21 protein-coding genes and 1 tRNA gene are annotated in these 19403 nt (G+C 45.4%); 11 read left to right on the top strand and 11 right to left on the bottom strand.

The features are described from left to right. Window positions 1–196: 196 nt before the first annotated feature. From VN429_RS11985 to VN429_RS12005, 5 genes are all read left to right on the top strand, one after another. Window positions 197–269: transfer RNA gene (locus VN429_RS11985), tRNA-Pro, on the top strand. 22 nt (window positions 270–291) lie between these two features. Beyond that, on the top strand, window positions 292–1164 hold the full coding sequence (locus tag VN429_RS11990; RefSeq protein ID WP_325633647.1) for a damage-control phosphatase ARMT1 family protein: 873 nt from the start codon (window positions 292–294) through the stop codon (window positions 1162–1164). Window positions 1165–1187: 23 nt separating this feature from the next. Continuing rightward, complete coding sequence (locus VN429_RS11995) at window positions 1188–1646, top strand: NfeD family protein (protein ID WP_325633649.1); 459 nt, start codon at window positions 1188–1190, stop codon at window positions 1644–1646. After that, window positions 1646–2737 (top strand): SPFH domain-containing protein, encoded by a 1092-nt coding sequence (locus VN429_RS12000; protein ID WP_325633651.1) that lies wholly within the window; start codon window positions 1646–1648, stop codon window positions 2735–2737. Before VN429_RS11995 ends, VN429_RS12000 begins: the two co-directional genes overlap by 1 nt. A gap of 67 nt (window positions 2738–2804) precedes the next feature. Continuing rightward, the gene (locus VN429_RS12005; protein ID WP_325633653.1) at window positions 2805–3434 is read left to right on the top strand and encodes a response regulator; all 630 of its coding nucleotides are present in this window, start codon (window positions 2805–2807) and stop codon (window positions 3432–3434) included. A gap of 14 nt (window positions 3435–3448) precedes the next feature. Here the strand turns inward: VN429_RS12005 and pap are convergent, their stop codons facing one another. Further along, a complete protein-coding gene (pap, locus tag VN429_RS12010; RefSeq protein ID WP_325633655.1) occupies window positions 3449–4954 on the bottom strand; it encodes a polyphosphate:AMP phosphotransferase in 1506 nt (501 codons plus the stop codon). Window positions 4955–5058: 104 nt separating this feature from the next. Here pap and VN429_RS12015 point away from each other — a divergent pair, with 104 nt between their 5' ends. The 4 genes from VN429_RS12015 to VN429_RS12030 all read left to right on the top strand — a co-directional run bounded on the left by VN429_RS12015 (window position 5059) and on the right by VN429_RS12030 (window position 8678). After that, window positions 5059–5787, top strand: coding sequence for a YkgJ family cysteine cluster protein (locus VN429_RS12015; protein WP_325633657.1), 729 nt, complete (start codon window positions 5059–5061; stop codon window positions 5785–5787). 133 nt (window positions 5788–5920) lie between these two features. Next, window positions 5921–6466: a tryptophan transporter gene (locus VN429_RS12020; RefSeq protein ID WP_325633659.1), complete on the top strand. Its 546-nt coding sequence runs from the start codon at window positions 5921–5923 to the stop codon at window positions 6464–6466. After that, window positions 6463–7896 (top strand): ABC transporter ATP-binding protein, encoded by a 1434-nt coding sequence (locus VN429_RS12025; protein WP_325633661.1) that lies wholly within the window; start codon window positions 6463–6465, stop codon window positions 7894–7896. The genes VN429_RS12020 and VN429_RS12025 overlap by 4 nt, the downstream gene beginning before the upstream one ends. After that, window positions 7893–8678, top strand: a complete 786-nt coding sequence (locus VN429_RS12030) for an energy-coupling factor transporter transmembrane component T family protein (RefSeq protein WP_325633663.1) — start codon at window positions 7893–7895, stop codon at window positions 8676–8678. The genes VN429_RS12025 and VN429_RS12030 overlap by 4 nt, the downstream gene beginning before the upstream one ends. A 201-nt stretch (window positions 8679–8879) precedes the next feature. Here the strand turns inward: VN429_RS12030 and VN429_RS12035 are convergent, their stop codons facing one another. From VN429_RS12035 to VN429_RS12080, 10 genes are all read right to left on the bottom strand, one after another. Next, complete coding sequence (locus tag VN429_RS12035) at window positions 8880–9605, bottom strand: tetratricopeptide repeat protein (RefSeq protein WP_325633665.1); 726 nt, start codon at window positions 9603–9605, stop codon at window positions 8880–8882. A gap of 97 nt (window positions 9606–9702) precedes the next feature. Further along, a complete protein-coding gene (locus tag VN429_RS12040; protein ID WP_325633667.1) occupies window positions 9703–10464 on the bottom strand; it encodes a tetratricopeptide repeat protein in 762 nt (253 codons plus the stop codon). 76 nt (window positions 10465–10540) lie between these two features. Further along, window positions 10541–10990, bottom strand: coding sequence for a nucleoside-diphosphate kinase (gene ndk, locus VN429_RS12045; RefSeq protein WP_109969144.1), 450 nt, complete (start codon window positions 10988–10990; stop codon window positions 10541–10543). Between the two features lie 3 nt (window positions 10991–10993). After that, window positions 10994–11182 carry a 50S ribosomal protein L24e gene (locus VN429_RS12050; protein ID WP_414675304.1) on the bottom strand — a complete coding sequence of 63 codons (189 nt, stop codon included), beginning with the start codon at window positions 11180–11182 and terminating at the stop codon, window positions 10994–10996. An 8-nt stretch (window positions 11183–11190) separates the two neighbouring features. Next, window positions 11191–11397 (bottom strand): 30S ribosomal protein S28e, encoded by a 207-nt coding sequence (locus VN429_RS12055; protein ID WP_109969143.1) that lies wholly within the window; start codon window positions 11395–11397, stop codon window positions 11191–11193. Between the two features lie 5 nt (window positions 11398–11402). Then, entirely contained in the window at window positions 11403–11771 is a 369-nt protein-coding gene (gene rpl7ae, locus VN429_RS12060; protein ID WP_109969142.1) for a 50S ribosomal protein L7Ae, read from the bottom strand. Window positions 11772–11916: 145 nt separating this feature from the next. Beyond that, entirely contained in the window at window positions 11917–14040 is a 2124-nt protein-coding gene (locus tag VN429_RS12065) for a DUF2298 domain-containing protein (RefSeq protein WP_325633675.1), read from the bottom strand. Then, window positions 14037–15008 (bottom strand): lysylphosphatidylglycerol synthase transmembrane domain-containing protein, encoded by a 972-nt coding sequence (locus VN429_RS12070; RefSeq protein WP_325633677.1) that lies wholly within the window; start codon window positions 15006–15008, stop codon window positions 14037–14039. Before VN429_RS12070 ends, VN429_RS12065 begins: the two co-directional genes overlap by 4 nt. Beyond that, a complete protein-coding gene (locus tag VN429_RS12075; RefSeq protein ID WP_325633679.1) occupies window positions 14998–15717 on the bottom strand; it encodes a glycosyltransferase in 720 nt (239 codons plus the stop codon). Before VN429_RS12075 ends, VN429_RS12070 begins: the two co-directional genes overlap by 11 nt. Then, window positions 15710–16945: an NAD(P)/FAD-dependent oxidoreductase gene (locus VN429_RS12080; RefSeq protein WP_325633681.1), complete on the bottom strand. Its 1236-nt coding sequence runs from the start codon at window positions 16943–16945 to the stop codon at window positions 15710–15712. The genes VN429_RS12075 and VN429_RS12080 overlap by 8 nt, the downstream gene beginning before the upstream one ends. Window positions 16946–17075: 130 nt before the next feature. On the opposite strand from VN429_RS12080, the gene VN429_RS12085 reads away from it, so the two are divergent. Continuing rightward, complete coding sequence (locus VN429_RS12085; RefSeq protein ID WP_325633683.1) at window positions 17076–18257, top strand: tubulin/FtsZ family protein; 1182 nt, start codon at window positions 17076–17078, stop codon at window positions 18255–18257. 7 nt (window positions 18258–18264) lie between these two features. Continuing rightward, the coding region (locus VN429_RS12090) for a hypothetical protein (RefSeq protein ID WP_325633685.1) at window positions 18265–19403 on the top strand (1139 nt) is incomplete at its 3' end.

Genomic DNA, 19403 nt, shown 5'->3' on the forward strand with positions numbered 1-19403 from the left:
CTTCAGGAGGTACTGCTTGATTTATAGTTCAGATTTTGAAGAACTATCCTCATCAAAAATCTGCTTAATATGTATCTTTTATGAAGTGACCAGAATGCAAACAGAATATCATAACCAGGTTCAGAAACTAATATCTATCAGGATAGAATGAAACGGGTAAATACATATGTCAGATGTGAGAAAATAGTATGGACTCGGGGCCATAGGGTAGCCTGGCATCCTAGGAGACTGGGGGTCTTCTGACTCGAGTTCGAATCTCGATGGCCCCATACCCTCTTTTAAGGTGTTTTTATGCATCATGATGATCGCTGTTTTGACTGTCTGTTATCACGTGTACGACTTGAGGCAGAACTCGTAGAAGTGCAATCTGAAAAGTTTCAACCACTCATGGAGCACGCTACCAAACTTCTTACATTTCTTCAGGATACGCCATACACTCATCCAGTAGTAGCAAGCCTTCTCCATCGATCAGTGTACTTTCAACTAGGGACAACAGATCCGTTTCTCAAACTCAAAAAGCAGTCAAACAGGGAAGCTGCAAAAGCACTGGATCTTGTAAGAGAACACCTGACCGATTTCAGAAGCCTGGTCACCGCAGCAGTTATCGGAAATATCTTTGATTATGGTGTAAAGGGACATACAATCAGTGATGACTTTACCACGTTCTTCAACAAAGAATTTGCTTCAGGACTGTATATTGACGACACTGATAAAATCCTCCCGATGATAAGGCGCGTTGTGTATCTAACAGACAATTGCGGAGAACTCGTATTCGACAGACTGCTAATTGAATTTTTGAAAAACCAGGGATCCTATGTCACCGTTGTAGTGCGGGATGCGCCTATCCTCAATGATGCTACTATGGCTGATGCGATGGAGATGGGACTGGATACAATCGCTGATCACATCTATACTAACGGAGCAGGAGCTGAGATCGGAATTCGTTTTGACCTGCTTCCATCTCACGTGCAGAATGAACTTGACTCATGCACTCTCGTCATATCAAAAGGAATGGCAAACTATGAGAGCCTCAGAGAAGAGACTGGGCTTCCTCCAATTGCATACCTGCTGGCAGCTAAGTGTGAACCAATCGCTGAAGAATTAGGTGTTCCCCGTGGAGCCAAATTGGCAGCACTCAGAATTAGTCAGTCATCATCTTTTTGATCTCATACGTCAGATTACTCCATATGGCCGTTGAGGGATTTTCATATGGATGGCTTGTAATACTTGCGGGAACATTTCTCATTGCTTTTGAAGTATTCTCTCCAGGATTCTTCCTGCTTGTTCCCGGGACGGTTCTGATCATCATCGGGATGTTACTTCTGCTTGGCATTGATATCTTCAGTACAAACATCGGCATCTTTGCAGGAGTGGGTATTGCAATAGTGGCAGCCCTTGGAACGGTTTTTGTCTACAGCAGAATGACCCCACCTGACCAGAAACCCTATACGATAAGCATGGATTCACTTATCGGAAAAGAAGGAGTGCTCACAACGGCGGCTGATGACCAGTCACTCGACGGAAAAGCAACTATCGAAGGACAGGTCTGGAGTGCGAAATCAAGCAGGGGCACAATTCCGGCAGGGACAAGGATAAGAATTATCTCTTCAAAGGGTGTGCATATTGTTGTTGAGGAGATTTTGTAATGGCATTTATTGAGACATTTATTACCATTGTTCTGATCATAATCATCCTGATTATCTTTGCACGAGGGGTAGTCATTATCCAGCCGTACGAGCAGGGTCTTCAAATCAGACTCGGACAATATATTGGTAGAATGAATCAGGGATTCCGCTGGGTGGTTCCATTCATTACCCAGGTTGTAAAGTTGGATCTCAGGACACTGGTCATTGACATCCCATCACAGGAAGTCATAACCAAGGATAACTCGCCCACCAATGTGGATGCAATCGTTTACATCAGAGTTATCGATCCGGAAAAGGCCTTCTTCGAGGTTGCTAACTACCGGATGGCAACAGTCGCACTTGCCCAGACCTCACTGCGAGGTATTATCGGTGACATGGAACTTGATGAGGTGCTCTATAACCGCGAGTCCATCAACACCCGGCTCAGGGATATCCTTGATCGCGAGACTGATCAGTGGGGTGTGAAAGTTGAGCGGGTGGAGATCAAAGAAGTAGATCCCGTAGGGGCTGTCAAGCAGGCAATGACCGAACAGACTGCTGCAGAACGAGAACGTCGGGCTGCCATTCTGAGGGCTGATGGAGAGAAAAGATCTGCAATTCTGAAAGCTGAAGGACTTAAAAAGAGTATGATCCTTGAAGCAGAAGGAGAGAGACAGAGTAAAATCCTCAAGGCCGATGGTGAGAGAATGTCCCAGATCCTGCGATCCCAGGGTGAAGCACAGGGGCTCAGGGTTCTATCACTTGGTGCCCGTGCTCTGGATAAACGGGCAATCACTGTTCTTTCACTTGATGCCTTAAAGACGATGTCGGCTGGACAGGCAACCAAGATAATATTCCCATTCGAGATATCAAGCCTGATCCGACAGGGTGCCAAGTTCCTCGGAGCAACTGAAGAGCTTGATGAAAGTGAATCCTCTTCAGTAAATCTGGATGACAGCCTTCTCGGCGATATTCCATCCGCCGAGCATATAGCAGAGGTTGTAAAGTCAATCGAGGATGAAACAAAGGCCATAATTAAAGAAGGCCAGGCATCAGGGATGGAGATCAGCGAGAAAGATGTAGCTGTCGAGAAAAAACTGATATCAGAATGACTCACACTACATCATACCATTTGGACCGGATACAGAGGGATAACATCCGGTTATAAAGGAGAGGGTAATGACTACCGGTTTGAAAGTCCTGTACATTGATGATGAGGCGCTGCTGAAGATGGCGTTTGTTGAGACGCTTAAACAGCAGGGGTATGATGCACGAGGAGCAATATCAGGAAAGGAAGCTCTTGAACTAATAGATGCAGAAATTCCAGACATTATTATCCTGGATGTAATGATGAAACCGATGGATGGATGGGAAACATTGTCGCATATTAAAAATAATGAAGCAACCCGGCACGTTCCCATCATCATGCAGACCGGTAAAAGTCTCACCATTAAGGATGTAATCAAATACGGAGACCAGATAGAAGACTATCTGATTAAACCAGTTCGTCTGCCTGACCTCGTGAAATCAGTGGAAGGTGTCAGGGAACGCAAGGAAATGATCAGCAGAGAAGTGGATCAGGCAACTGTAAAAGGAGGAGATTCCAATCTCATTGTTGAGTATTCAAATGTGCGACATAGGACACTCATTGGGAAGCGTTTAATTACAATATTAGGACGAATTTATCCCATCAGAACAGACGGGACCATAGAAACGGATTTTGACATGCCAGAACTGCATGAGATCATCAACCGGTTTGAAGAAGAACGGAAACGATGCAGGGAACTGCATAAAATCCTGTTAGGATAAAAAAGGAAACCGGATCAGAGTAACCCGTTCTCTCCAATCTTCTTTTCTATTGCTTCCATTACCGTTTTTATTGTCATGATCCGGGCATAATATTTATTATTCGCGGGAATAATTGTCCATGGAGCTTCGGGTGTACTTGTCCTGCGGATCATGGCATTGACTGCAAGTTCATACTCATCCCACCTCTTTCGATTGCGCCAGTCTTCATCAGTGATCTTATACTTTTTGTACTCACTGTTTTCACGTTCAGTAAACCGTTTCAGTTGCTCATCCTGATCGATATGAAGCCAGAACTTGACAATCACAACACCATTCCTCGCCAGTTGTTCTTCCATGGCATTGATCTCATGATACGCTCTCTGCCATTCATCCTCACGACAGAATTTTTCCACCCGCTCTACAAGAACCCTGCCATACCATGAGCGATCAAAAATCGTGATATGACCTTTACGTGGAAATTTCGGATAAAACCTCCAGAGATAATGGTGAAGTTTCTCGTAATCATTAGGTGGACCTATTGGTTCCACAACATACCCTCTCGGATTTAGCGGGTTAGTAAGCCTTATGATGCACCCACCTTTTCCTGCTGCATCCCATCCCTCAAAGACAATCACAACAGGAATACCCTGGCGGTAAGTAATAAACTGAATTCTTTTTAGATCTTCCTGGTACTGCTCAAGAAGTGGTTTATACTCATCTTTTGTATAGGACTTTGATAGATCAACAGTATCAAGGATACTTGTCTCTCCGATATTTTTCATGACTCCCTGTACTGCAAAAAACTGAGAATTATCGGATGAATCTTCATCAAAATTTGCCAGCCAGCCTTCGATCATCGAATTGATGGTCCGGAGGATTTTTACATGGGCGTACTTAAGTTGTTCTGCCTCAACGATTATCCAGGGACTTGCAGGCAGATCGGTTTTCATGAGCATCTTCTCAATGGCCGGAAGGAACTGATTGTATTGGTATATACCTTCTTTTCGCCTGAGGTATCTTGCCTGGTATGTGAATGGGTCATCCTCCAGGTCTGACAATCGTTTCTTCTGCTCCTGTTTGCTGATGTGAAGGAAAAACTTGATGATAAGATTTCCATCACCAGTTATCTGCTCTTCAAACCCTATGATATCCGAAATCCAGTGTGATGGTATTTCATCCTCATGCAATCTCTCTACCCTTTCAACAAGCATTGAGGTATACCAGCTCCTGTCAAAAATGGCTATCTGCCCATATGGTGGAACTTTTGTCCAGAAACGCCACATCAGAGAGTGATCCCGCTCTATATCATCAGGTTCGTCGATCGCATACACCCGTACACCACGTGGATCAAATGCATGGAGCAATTTATTAATAACCTGCGAAATACCGGATCCTCGCCATCCTTCAAAAACAATAATTACTGATTTTCCACGCTTGCGAACCTCCCGTTGCAGTTCTCCGGTTCCAATGCTCAGAGGATCGGCAATAGAGGCATACTCGTCTTTGGGTATCTTTATTGAGAGATCAAATGTCTCAAGCATGTATCTCTCTTCTGCAGCCATTACGGTTATACATTGGGGAGCTTGAATCAACTGCTCATATTTCCGCCAAAGATAAGCCTGTATGCCACACATCTTAATGAGGAATGACAGATCCTTTCCTGAACAGGGAACTAACACGGTTTTCAGAAGAACGTGAACTCCTACAAAATTTTCCGGTAGAGGACCTTGCTGTGATAATCAGAGAGGTGGGGTTTTCCTGTACCGGATGTGGAAACTGCTGTATGACTGCTCAAAATGGACATGTATTCTTGCTAGACCAGGATACCCGGAGGGCAAAGGAGATCTGTCCCGATGCAATTATCCCAGCCCCTTTTTTTGAGATATGCGACAAAAAGGGGAATTTTTATGTTTCAGGGTATGCCCTTCGAACAACTATGGAGGGATTGTGTGTTCATCTTATTGATGGAAGATGTAGAATTTACAACGAACGATTCTCCATATGCCGGGTATATCCTTACATGCTCCACCGCGAACCAGATGAAAAAGGCATCATGACATTCAGACAGATCAGCGGTCTGAACGAACATGGTGAATATAATACTTATATAAGTGATAGCGAGAGCATTGCCCTGGCACAAGTGACCAAGTCATACGAAAAGGAATGGCTCACCCAGATGATCGGATTCTACCAGTCGTTGATAGACCTCTTCGCCAAATCAGGCGAACGGCATGTCAGAAAGATCTATGATCAGCAGATGAGGGAATTTGCAAAAGGTGAAACGGTGAATGTTTTTGTTTTCTTTGAGGGAGAATTCATTCGGCATACTGTATGTTTACAAGATTATGGAGGAATCATCCAGATCAAGAAGTAAGAATCTATATATGGCAAATTGAACAACTAAGTACATAGATGCATTATGTTGTCGCGTGAATTTACTATCATGAGATAGTGTTCATTGCTCACACATCTGACCAGTTTGATTAGAAAATCATTGAGTGAATAATATGAAATCACAGGATATCGCTATTGTTGGAATTCTCCTTGCTGTGGGAGCCATTGCCCGTCTGATTGCAACCGCCCTTGTACCCTCACCCATTGTTCCGAACTTTGTGATCATTTTTTACTGTCTGGCGATCATGCTCATTGCTCCCAGGTTTAAAGAAGCACTAGGGATAGGAATTGTCGGAGGGATCATTAGTGCGTTAATCAGTCACTCACTCTTCCCTCCAGCAAACCTCATCAGTGAACCACTCGGAGCCATTGTCTGTCTCGCTGTGTTCCTGGCAACAAAAGAGAGAGTCAAATTTGCACCGGCACTTTCAACTCTCGTTGCGACGGTTGTAAGTGGTCTGGTATTTATCGCAATCGTTATGATTCTGGTGATGGTTGCTCCGGGAATGTTATACAAGGCCTTTACTGCAGCAAGCCTGTATGCATTCTTCTCGCTGATGATGGTGACAATCGTTCTTCCGACAGCCATCCTCAACACGGTGGTTGCACAGATTCTTTATATTCCAGCAGCACGCGTCCTTTCCCGGGGCAGGGCATGATTCTTTCAACAAACCTGAGTTATACCTACCCCTTAAGCACAAAACCGGCACTTAACGATGTCACACTCTCCATAGGCCCTGGAGAATTAATCCTCATCACAGGCCCTACGGCAGCTGGGAAAACAACCCTCTGCCTTGCCCTTGCAGGAATTCTACAACATGAGTTTGGTGGGACATTAACCGGACACCTCTCTTTTCTAGGTCGCCCCATTGCAGATTACGAAGGGATGAGCCAGCTCAATCAGTATATCAGCATGGTATTCGATGACGCTGATGCCCAGCTTATTTTTACCAGTGTTGAAGAAGAGATTGCATCAGGTCTTGAGACCCGGTTGGCAACAACTGCAGAGCGACGTGAAAGAATTAACCATGTGATGGACCTGTGCGAGATAGCACATCTCGGTGAGCGACCCCCATATGCTTTATCTGGAGGGCAGAAACAACGTGTCGCGATAGCAGCCGCTCTTGCTATGGATACGAGGGTCCTGATTCTTGATGAACCAACATCAGAACTGGATGTCCGGGCTACTGGAAAAATAATCGAGGTTCTAAAAGGACTCAAGGCTGAAGGAAAAACTGTCATTGTTGTAGATCACTCCCTCGAAGGGTACCGGGGGGTGGCAGATCGTGTTTTTGAACTGAACCATGGAAAAATCTCCAGACAGGGAACCTTTGATGAACTCTTCCCTCATACCCAGGGAACATTAACAGCATTGTATGAAGATCCGGATCTTTCCCCATTCCTGCCACCTGGATTAGATCCCATCATCAGGCTTGAAAATGTATATCACAAGTATGGGAACATAGCAGCCCTCAACGGTGTTAGCATTTCAATCTACCCAGGTGAATTTGTCGCTCTTCTTGGTGAGAATGGATCAGGAAAGACAACACTTGTCAAGCACCTGAACGGTCTTCTCAGGCCTGACACCGGAACTATCAGAGTACTTGATCTAGATGCTACCACAGAGCCGGTGATGACCCTGGTTCGTCATACCGGACTTGTGTTTCAGAACCCTGACACTATGCTATTTGCAGACACTGTAGACGAAGAGATCCGGTTCGGATTGAATAACATACAGGCACCTGATCCCGACGGTCGTATCAGGAACGTTCTAGCAATGGTGAGGTTAGAAGAACAGGAAAAAACCTACCCACGTCACCTTTCACGTGGTGAGAGACAGCGACTTGCAGTATCCTGTATCCTTGCCATGGAGCCAGAGATCATTATCCTTGATGAACCAACAACCGGACTTGACGAGGTTGAGTCAGACAGGATGATGGCACTGATGAAGTCACTCCAGAATCAGGGGCACACTATCATCATGGTCACTCATAATATGAGGATTGCAGAAGAGAACGCAGAACGGATTATCGTGATGAAGAACGGGACTGTTAGTGGTGATTACTCAATCCAGAGGGTAAAGGCATGACAGAGATCCTCCAGTACATTCCAGGAAAGGGGATACTCCACAGACTCAATCCAGTAACAAAACTGATCATCGTCGTGTTAATTGTAGGCATGAGTGTGCTTACCCCAAGTGCAATCTTTCTCGCAGGGTTGATTCTGGTCATAGCCATTGGTGCATCTGTGTCTGGGATGTACCGCGAAATCAGCAAACAACTCCCCTTTCTTATTATGCTAGGAGTTTTTCTTCTGCTTTTAACCACGCTTACCGTGCAGGAAGGGGTAACATACTTCACAATTATTCCTGCATCTGTTCCATTAATCGGTGGGATGCTGCCGGTTACTGAAGGAGGGCTAGGCCTTGGTCTCCTCTTCACATTCCGTTTTATCGTGATGATACTCTCATTCCATCTCTTCATCGTCACAACAAAACCAAGTGAACTGGTTACAGCACTTCTCGCATTCCATATGCCTGTGGATTATATCCTGATGTTTCTGATAGCACTGAGGTTTATCCCAAGTCTTCAGCTCGAAGCGACACGAATTCATGAAGCACAACTTTCCCGTGGATATAATCCAGGAACTGGTGCGATAGGGAAAGTAAAGAGTCTTAAGCCTATCATAATTCCACTAGTCGCAAATTCACTCGCCAAAACACAGGTCCTTGGACTAACGCTTGATTTGAGAGGATACCGGAGCAAAAAGACCCTTCCGTTTCATGAACTTGAGTTCCACAGGATTGACAGTTTCGCATTGATTTTCATCGGTGCCGTTGTTATCGTTTACTTTGTTCATCACTTTGGATAATCCAAAACCCTGACAGACATTAATCTCTTTTTTTAACAGAACCTGTCACTCATTACATCAAATAATATGAGAGGCAATGGAAGCGTGTAATAATATCTTGAATTGTTCGGTCAATGTATGCTGAAGCCAATGAACGATTGATACCAGCACAAATTTTAAAAAAAAGAGGAAAGACTGTGATTCCAGACAGGTCACCAATTATTAATTTGATTTGATGAGATTTTTCGCAATCGAGAAAGCCTCATTTGCTTCGTTTATCTGTCCGAGAGCCAGATGAATCTCACCTTTCTTGCTCCAGATTTCAGCATTATTAGGCTCAATGCCAGTCATTACTTCATAACATTTGAGAACTTCAACAAACCGGCCTAATTTTGTGAGTGAGTAGGCCTTATTCTGCCACAGATCCAACCGCTTTGGATCAATCTCAATAGCTTTGTCAAATGCCTGAAGAGCAGTATCATAATCTTCAAGCCGGTTTAATGCAAACCCACGAAGAAGGTAGGCATTCTCAGCTTTGTCTGCAGGGAGTTTGGCCAATTCAATTGCACGATCAGCAGCTTTCACTGCCTGACGATATTCGTTGGTGTCAATATAGGTTGCTGCCTTACCCTGCCATGCACCACTCTCATTTGGATTGATAATAAGTGCTTGTTCAAAATCATTCATCGCAGCATCGTAGCTGCCCATGTGCTCTAGAGCAACCCCACGATAGGTAAAAACCTTAGAATTCTTTGAATCAAGTTGTAACGACTGGTTATACGCATCAACGGCACTTTTGTACATACCTTCATTTGCATACTGGTTCCCTTTTTCAAGCCAGTCGGCAGCAGTCCATTGTGTCCCAACACAACCGGAAATGAACACAGAGATGTAAAGAATAAGAATACCTAAAGGGATGAAAGTCCGAAATATTTCCCGAGAAGACACCTGATATCACCTTTGACATGCCTGAGGGCACGAGTGAAGAACAGATTTGATAAGAACGGGGAAATGTCTTCCTCTGTATTACACAAAAAGCAGATTTTCAGGATGAAAATTGAAGAGGAGTTTTGGGGATCTTCTTGCTGATATCCTTCTCCTGTTCTTTATAAAGGAGGTTTGCTTTATCGATCGCTACATTAGATTCCGCTTCTTTTCCCATTGCCTTAAGAACAGAGGCTTTATTGATCCAATTTTCAGCATTCTGTGGATTGACAACGATCGCCTGTTCATAGGAGTACAGTGCAGGCTCAAATTGTTTCTTCATATTATATGCAAATCCACGGGCACTCCAGACCTTCTCATTATTCTTATCGATAAGTAAAGCCTTGTCAAAATGTTGAATCGCCATGTCATACTGACCGCGGCTGGAGAGAGCCATCCCACGATAGTACCAGTATTCCGTGTTTGCAGGTTCTATCTCAATTGCTTTAAAGAACGATCGAACAGCCTCATCATAATCACCCATCATATAACTGGTTCGACCTTTCCAGAACCAGGCCAGTGAATAGTTACCATTCTGTCGGATGGCATCGGTAAACGCGTCGATGGCATCTTTATACCGCACCATCTCATATAGCGACAGTCCTTTGAGATAGTAGAGTTCACTGTCATTGGGGGTGATTGCTATTGCCCGATCATAAGCAGATATGGCATCTGGGTATTTGCCATTCTGAAAATCCTTCTGTCCTTTCTCTTTCCACTCACCAGTACTCATACATCCGGTAAGCAGAACCAGCAAAAGCAGGATCAGCCAGACCAAAGCAGCAGCACGGAAGATTCGAAGTGATAAACAGGAAGGGATCATGGATACCAGGTACTCTCACTCATTTTGATCTGCAGCGCATATGAGCATGACTCAGAAAGCCTGACAAAAAAGGTGGTTATTCGTAAAGATACTGCTCGTCTATGCGAGTGTAGGATGCAAGTTCTTCAGGTTTGAAATGAATTCCAATCTCACGGGCTGCAGTCTCTACTGAGTCTGATCCATGGATGACATTCATTCCAATCTCAAGAGCCAGATCTCCACGAATTGTGCCAGGAGCAGCCCCGGCCGGGTTCGTGGCACCTATCATATCCCTGCTGATCTTTACGATATTCTTCCCTGCAAACACCATCAGGAAACACGGTCCGCTCGTGATGTATGCTTTCAGACCTGGGAAGAATGGTTTCTGCACATGTTCTGCATAGTGCTCCATTACACGGGCATCAGGAAGCCGTTCGAACTTTGCTGCCACGAGTTTAAATCCGCGACGTTCAAAACGGGAGATGATCTCACCGACAAGGCCACGTTGAACCCCGTCTGGTTTGACCATCAGGAAGGTCTGTTCCATTGATTACTCCTTACCCAATGCCTTGCGGCCGGCTGCAGTCCAGGTAACCCGACGTGGAATACGTCCGAGTTTGTAATTCTTCTGGCACTTAGTGCTACAGAAGTAGTAGATGGATCCGTCCTTGCGGACAAACATCTTCCCGGTTCCTGGCTCCATACCCTCACCACAAAACGAACAAACGTGTGATTGCATCACCGCTTTCACCTCCGGGAGAGCTTCTTTGCCTCACGCTCTGTCTCAAGGAGCATAAGAACATCCCCTTCTCGGATGGGGCCAACCGTGTTCCTTGTAATAATCCGTCCCTTGTTTGGACCATCGAGAATCCGGCACTTGACCTGCATGGCTTCGCCATGCATACCCGTAGAGCCGATCACCTCGATCACTTCGGCGGGCGTTGCGTCAGACATGAGACTCACTCGGCCTTAAGCGCAGCAATCTGTCCTGCAATCTCGTCAACGATCTCCTTCGCCTTGCCGGGTTTAATAACGGCAGCAGCAGCAGATCCAACCTCGAGGCCACATGCAGCCCCGATATCGTTCTGTTTAGTGACGAAGATGTACGGAACCTTCTTCTCTTCGCAGAGTGGGCCAAGGTGCATCACAATCTCAGCAGGCTCAACGTCAGCACCAATAAGGACGAGCTGGGCGATCCCGCGCTCGACTGCCTTGGTTGCCTCGTTGGAGCCCTTCTTGATCTTGCCAGTCTCTCGGGCCGTTTCAACTGCCTCAAGTGCCTTGTTCTGAATCTCGTCAGAAACTTCAAAGGTAACGTAGTTTGCCATATTACACCTCATTCAGGAGAGCTTCGGTCTCTCCGTCATCACTCATCAGTACATGACGAATGTGCCATACAAGTATGGGATCAGAGTCAATAAAGGTTTTGAAATCTAGAGGATGAGAAAAACAGAACCGGCCAGAAACTCCGGTTCAGGCAACATGGTATATCGTGACAGCACCCTGGCGGAACACTGGTGAAAGACCAGTTTCAGGAAGGGTAACATTATATTTTTCACATTCAGTAGGTCCAACATACAGGAGATCAATATGATACATCTTCATGAGATCTACCGACTTTGATGGCTCCTCATAGATAGCACGAATAGCCATTACCCTCTGATTATACCATCCAGAGGGTGTGTCGTTACGCCACATCGATTCATGAAACGGCCACCCGAGAAGTGCTGGTATTCCGGTGAACGCAGAAATTCGTGAATAATACCCGTAGTCGCCACCTTCAGCTTCCACCAGCGTAAGGTTTCCATTCTGGCTTCGAAGCCATGTAACTGCTGCAAGATCGTCAGAATGCGATACCGAAAGCCAGGCAAGCCCATCCAGCGTAGGGGTATATGGTCCTGCATGAGTTGCTGTTACCACAGCAGGCAGAACAAGCAGGAGTAGAAGAATCAATGGAATTGCTCCATCAATAATTCGGGCTGACCAGGACGGTTTACAGACCAAAGGGAGAAGAAGCCTTCCAAGCATACCGGCTGTTGCTGCACTAAAGAGAATCCAGGCGGTGATATAGAGTTTAAAGACTGTATTCATCCGAAAGTACTGGTCCCCCATGTTATCCTTCAGATAGAAGATCTCACAAAATAGAAGGATAACAAGGCCTGCCCCAGCCAGGAGATCACAAGCCCCTTTCCGTCTGATCAGAATCGCACATAGAAGCACTGCTGGAATTGCTGCAGCAATATAACCGGTGGCAAAAAACGGAACAGCAATGATAAGAAGCCAGGGTGAGCGTCTGAATATCGGAAGAAGTGAGATGACGAGTATAAGAATGAACCACCCGTTCACGAGCAAAAATTCAGAGAGCGAAGATGGAAGGGGCACTATCCCAACCCCTTCGATACCCTGTGCTTTCAGCATTACATAATAGGGAAGATAACAGAGGACACCAATCACGGGTACCAGCAGAAGGTATAGAAATGCCCCTCTTCCTTCTGAAAAGTGTCTGATGATTCCTCTCCCTGGTTCAGGTTGTCTGACCTTCTGTATGAGTTTGCTCACAAGTGAAAGGGGCCGATCTTGCAAAGGAAAGGTACTGGTTGAATGAACCAGCAGGATAGCCCCGGTGATAAGAACCAGAGGAGCCTGGACAAGAATATCCCAGGTATTTGTGGGTGGAATCGATCCAAGTGCAAGACCTGAAGACAGTATCAGTACTAGACGCGAAACAGGATGAATCTCCTTCCAACTCGTTATAGCAAGAGTGATAAGAAGAATCAAGGTTGTCTGGGGAAAAAATCCAAGAACATGGGCATGCACATCTCCGAAAATGAAAGAAAACAGCGGATATTCGTTGATGGTTCCGTCAATAACCCGGGTGCTATCCCAGAGAAGTTTACTCCATTCAGTACCTGCTAAAGCAAGATGAACAAAAGCAGGATTCATTAAAAAAAGGATCACAACCGGAAGAAGACGAAGACGGGGGAGGAGAAGATGACCAACTCCATACATATTGACAGCAGTGTAGGCAGCTATCGTCGGCAGTGCCATGGTAAAGAGGACTGTTGAAGGGACGCCTGCTGTAAGACCAAGAGATGCAAGCATCCAGTGGCCGAGATAATAATAAACAGAGAGATCACCTCCAGCAAACCAAGGATCAAGAGGAGGGATAACAGGCATTTGCATCATTGAGGAGATGAACCCATGATCCATGAACTTTTCAGCAGAACTTATGTCTGGGCTGTAAATTCGGAGTGATAACATGGCCAGGAAGACAACAATGAAAAGAAGGTAATACCTCCATTCAGATGTTACAACCGAGTGACATGTGAAAAACCCTCTTAATCCGCTTTTTCTCCCGATCTTCACACATGAATAACCAATTCCAAGAACGAAGGGGAACAGTGCTAGTTGAACAGGGAGATGGAAGAAAGCACTCCAGAAACTTATAAGAGTGTAAAGAAGCAGTGAAAGACTAAAAGCAAGTGGAATGGATACTTTTTTAAAATGAGGCAAAAGAAAAGAGACCAGTGAGAAGTGAAGAAAAAACAAGAGAACTATCCAGGCAAGGATGAGGGCATAATCCCCAGGAAAAATCATACATCTTCCTCTCCGTTATCAAACAGGCGACGTTTTATACTTGCCATCATTTCAGGGACTACCCAGTTTCCAAAATAGAAAATTGATGCAACTCCACCGATAACGGTTATTAAGTTTTTAATGAGATGGTCAATCACCGCAATAAGCGTCGCAGTAGCTGGGGCAACCCCTGACAGTTCAAAGATTATTGCCAGAGATGCTTCATATGTTCCAAGACCTCCAGGAGTTACCGGAACAGCTTTTATCAGATTTCCGGCTACAATCGCAAGAAGAATAACTGCCAGGGGGATTTCCTGGTTAAACATCGCTGAAACAGATACACAGATTATCGTATCCATGATCCAGATGCCCACTGATGAGAAGAAGAGAATTATCGCAGTGGAAGGAGTGAGAGAGGCTTCTTTTACCTCATTGAGCATGGTCAGGAGGTATCCGAGGTACTTGTTTTCTGATGAAAATCGACCCATAAAGAGGAGAACACCAAAGAACAATGCACCAAGAACCAGTGGGATTACAATAAGGGAGAGTGCCCATTCAGGAACATTTAAAACAAAGAGGACGGAGATGAGGCCCAGAAATGCAACTGTGATGATATCAAAAACCCGTTCGACAACAATTGAGGAGAGCCCTTGTGAAACTGTAGCATCATACTCATGCTTAACAAGAATGATCCTGATTAAATCACCCAATCTTGCAGGAACAAGCAGATTAACGGTCTGCGAGAGATAGATGCAGGCAGTGGCAAAGATCGTCGGTACCATCACACCAAGCCGGGCAAGAATGACCTTGTAACGCCATCCACGTGAAAACCAGGCAATTACACAAATCAGCACAGCAGGAATAAGATATACAGGGTGCAAATATTCGAGTGCTGCATTCAAATCACCCCAAACTCGCCAAAGCATAACCCCGATGATACCAACAGCCAAAAGGAGAGACAAAATTAGGGCAAATATTTTACGGTACATGAAGTCTCCACCAGAGATTTAATATTGAACGGCCCATTTTCCAGATATCCTGTGACTTGACCGTAGTTCCCGGTCCTTCCCGCCAGATGACCGGGATCTCCTCAATCGCATAACCTTTTCGTTGTGCACAAACCAGCACTTCGGTATCCCAAAACCAATGCGTATCCTTAATTTCCGGAAGGAGTGAAAGGAGTTTGTCTTTTTGAAACGCCTTAAACCCACACTGATGGTCCTTTAGTCTGCTTCGAAGGATCAACCTGACAAGCCAGTTATATCCGCGACTCTTGACCTCACGACCCAGACTACGGGTGATATTACTATCTGACAAAAGACGCGATCCGGTTGCGATGTCTGCCCCATCAGCAATCGCTCTGATGAGAAGTGGAAGGTATGACATGTCAGTTGCGAGATCAACGTCAAAGTAACAGAATATGTCACCCTTCGCCTGCAACGCAGCAGTACTCAGTGCTGAACCACGGCCAAGCCGCTGATCACGGTGCAGGTGAATAACCCTTGAGTCTTTTTCCTGCCATGACGCTGCACATTCAGTAGAACCATCTGTACTTGCATCCTCAGCGATAATAATTTCAAACCCGGAAAAAACCTCATCCATCATCTTCAGGGTAAGCGGAACCGCCTCCTTCAGGGCTGGCAGATCATTATAGACGGGAATAACCACGGAGACGAATGATTGAATTATATTACTCACGATTTTGAATACCCTCCACGACTCGCCGGGCTGCCTTCACAGAGCCTTCAATACTCCGTTCAGGGTAGTTTTCAGGTGAGAACATCCCTGCAAGGTATAGTCCAGACACAGCCGGATCGGTAAGATGATCCCTATATCCGGTGAGATACAGAGGACCGGCATCGCGATCAATTGCGATCCGACTCCAGTGTATTTCGCTCGGATCTACAGAAAATTTTGTGCAGAAGTCAGATAGCATCTTTTCCTTGAGAGCAGGTTCAGGCTCTCCAGAAAAATATGAAGCAAGATACACAAGATGCTCCCCGTACCATTCAAACGGGGCGAAGTTTGTATGAGAAACCACAGCACCATAAGGGGCTGGATCCGTGATGTTCAGCCAGTAAGTACCATTAGTAACATCACGGGAGAGCGCGAGGGTCAGACATGCTGCTCCCTGGTATGGAATTGATGGAATATCGGGCACTCCAAGGCTCTGAAGTATGCGGGGGCTTACAGTTCCGATGACCAGATCAAAAAACTCATCATTGATCTTCCAGCCAGGTTGAGTGGATGCATTGACCTGAATAACGGACGTTACCGGGACTTCAGTTCGGATTGTACACCCATTATTACGTGCCGCATCAGAGAGGCGATCGATAAAGGCAGAAAACCCACCTTTTATGTAACCGAGACGTTCTCCAGCCACTCCTCGATTAGACCTTATTGCCACACGGCTGATGAGCCATGCTGCTGAAACAAGATCTGAATTCTGACCAAACTTCGATTTGAGAAGTGGTTCGAAGAATGAATGATATATTCTTTCTCCAAGGTTGGAAATGATAAAATCGTGAGCTGATATGGCATCGAGGGGAGCCATGTCCATATGCGAGGCCTGCTTGGTAAAGAGACCCAGTCTTGCTTTTTCAACGAGGCTCAGGTATGGATAGCGAAGAATCTCAAAAGGAGTAGTAAGGGGATGTATCGCGCCATCAGTATACGAACCAGTGGAACCCGATAACCAGATGATCTCACTTGAAAGTCCTAGTTCATCAAGTAAAGTCATCAGAGTTGTATCACCAGAGAAGAAGTGATGGTAAAACCGTTCGATAGAATAATTCCCAACCCGGTAAGAAGAGAGAAGACCACCAAGTTCTGATTCCTGCTCAAATATGACCACATCATGGACCTCAGCAAGCGAGTAACCGGCGACAAGACCGGCAAGACCTCCGCCTATGATCCCTATCCTCATCTGAAATCTCCGCTCATTCTTCCTTAGTTAATCCCTTCGCGCTTATTGAAGAAGCTTTTTGAGTGTACACACGTAAAATGTACGCAATATCAAGGTTCCTAATAATCTCAGGGCAACTGGTGTAACCACAATGAAAGTATTCTTTATAGGATTTGGTCAGGCAGGAGGCAAAATCGTTGACAAGTTCATCGAATTTGACCAAAGAGCATCGGGAGGAAGCTTCCGTGCTATTGCAGTCAATACCGCCCGCACTGATCTCATGGGACTTCAGAACCTCGATTTCGAAGATCGGGTTCTGATTGGTCAAACTACAGTAAAAGGGCATGGAGTAGGAACAGATAACGACACCGGAGCCCAGATAACCTTTGATGAGATCGATATCGTTATGAACGCTATCGATCGCAAAGGGATCGGTGAGACAGAAGCGTTCATTATCGTCGCAGGACTTGGAGGTGGCACCGGATCAGGTGGTGCCCCTGTTCTTGCCCGGCACCTTAAAAAAATCTATACAGAACCTGTTTATGTACTTGCAATTCTTCCTGCCCCTGAAGAAGGAAGATTATATTCATACAATGCGGCACGAAGTCTTGCCACATTGGTTAAAGAAGCAGATAATGTCATTCTCTTTGATAACAGTGCATGGAAAAATGAAGGCGAAAGTATTAAAGGGGCATTTGACAGGCTTAACGAAGAAATTGTCCGCAGATTCGGCCTTCTCTTCCGGGCTGGTGAGGTTGGATCACTAGGTCATGTAGGAGAGATGGTAGTTGATTCCAGTGAGATAATCAATACACTCAAGGGCGGGGGTATCAGTTCAGTCGGGTATGCTATCAGCGAAGTGGGAGGGCAGACACCTGAACCTGAAAAGGGACTTCTTGGACGGATGCTGCGACGGAATCAGGTAGAAGAGCGTCGCCCAGAGGATAAGTTGATGGGAGAAGACCGGACTTCGCGTGTTCTTTCTCTTGTCCGAAGGGCTATGCTCGGACGACTTACACTCCCATGTGAGTACTCCACGGCTAGCCGTGCCCTTGTATTGGTAGCCGGGCCACCAGATGAATTAGATCGAAAAGGAATCGAAAAAGCTAAGAGCTGGGTTGAAGAAAACATTGCGGGTGTTGAGGTGAGAGGTGGAGACTTCCCTGCACAGAGCAGGTTTGTTGCCGCAGTTGTTCTTCTCGCATCCATTGCAGACGCACCACGGGTCACAAATCTTCTTGAGATTGCCAAGGAGACAAAGGCAACCTCAGAGCGAATTGATGTTGAGAACAAGATAAAACTCGATGAGAGTATTGAACCATTGTTTGAATGAGATGCGCATGAAGACTGGAACACTCATTATCTCACTGCTGGTCCTGTTCGGACTTGCAATCTCCCCGGTTCTGGCAGGGGTTGATGTCGGGTATGTCAATGTTAAACCTGCCGGAGATCTCGAATCTGGAAAGACAAATGTCACTGCTGATTTTCAAATCGATTTTGTTTCAACCGCAGGTGAAACTTTTCCCAGTGATGAGAATATCCTTCTCTCCACCCAACTTGAAAACCCAATCTGGAACTATGTTATCGTACTTGATGGTGTAGAGAACCCCAGGCCTGCATCCAGCAAAAGCCAGTTAAGCCTGACAGGATGGGAACTATCCTATAAAGACAAGGAAGAGCAGGTTAAGGTTTCACTGAAAGGAAATGCTCCTAAAGTCAATTCTTCCAAACAAATTGAATTAGTGAGTATTAGTACCACAGGTGCTAATAACAAGGTAAAAGAGCAGGTCAAAAACGTTTCTGCATTTGTTACAAATCCGAATGAACTAACTGGAGACATTGGTTCGGTAAAAACAAAAGTAAAGACGTTGCAGACAGATATCGCGAAGTATAAAGCTGACGGTATTGACACTTCAAAAGCTGATCAAAAGGTCAAAGATGCAAATGCTGCACTGGATACAGCAGCAAAAGAGACCTTTGCCAATGCAAAAATCTACATGGATAATGCTGGTACCTATGTCCAGGATGGATACACCTATTTGGATATGGGTATTGCCCAGAAAACTATTGCAGATGCAAAAGAAGCTATAGACCGCACTGATGAGTGGATCACATACTTCAAGACAGATAAGAAGATGGGAACAGATCCACGTATGTCACCAATCATCACCAAACGTGAATTTGCGGCCGAGTATGCAACTAATGCTCAGGAACTCTTTGATCAGGGTAAGTATGCTGATGCAAAGCAGAAAGCAGAGGATGCATTTACCAAAGCAAAAGAAGTCTTTAATGATACTCAGAATCTTAACAATGAAATAAATCAGACCCCGGTAAGTTCAGGACCTGACATAGGCGCCACAGTATCATCTATTCTCCCCAAGGTTGTGATTGTAATAGTCATTATTGCAGTCGTTGCTGGTGCTGCCTTGTTCATAAAAAGACGTGGTGGTGGAGGAAGCGGCAAAGGTAAATGTGGAAG

This window comes from Methanospirillum sp., assembly GCF_035560735.1.
GTDB lineage: Archaea > Halobacteriota > Methanomicrobia > Methanomicrobiales > Methanospirillaceae > Methanospirillum.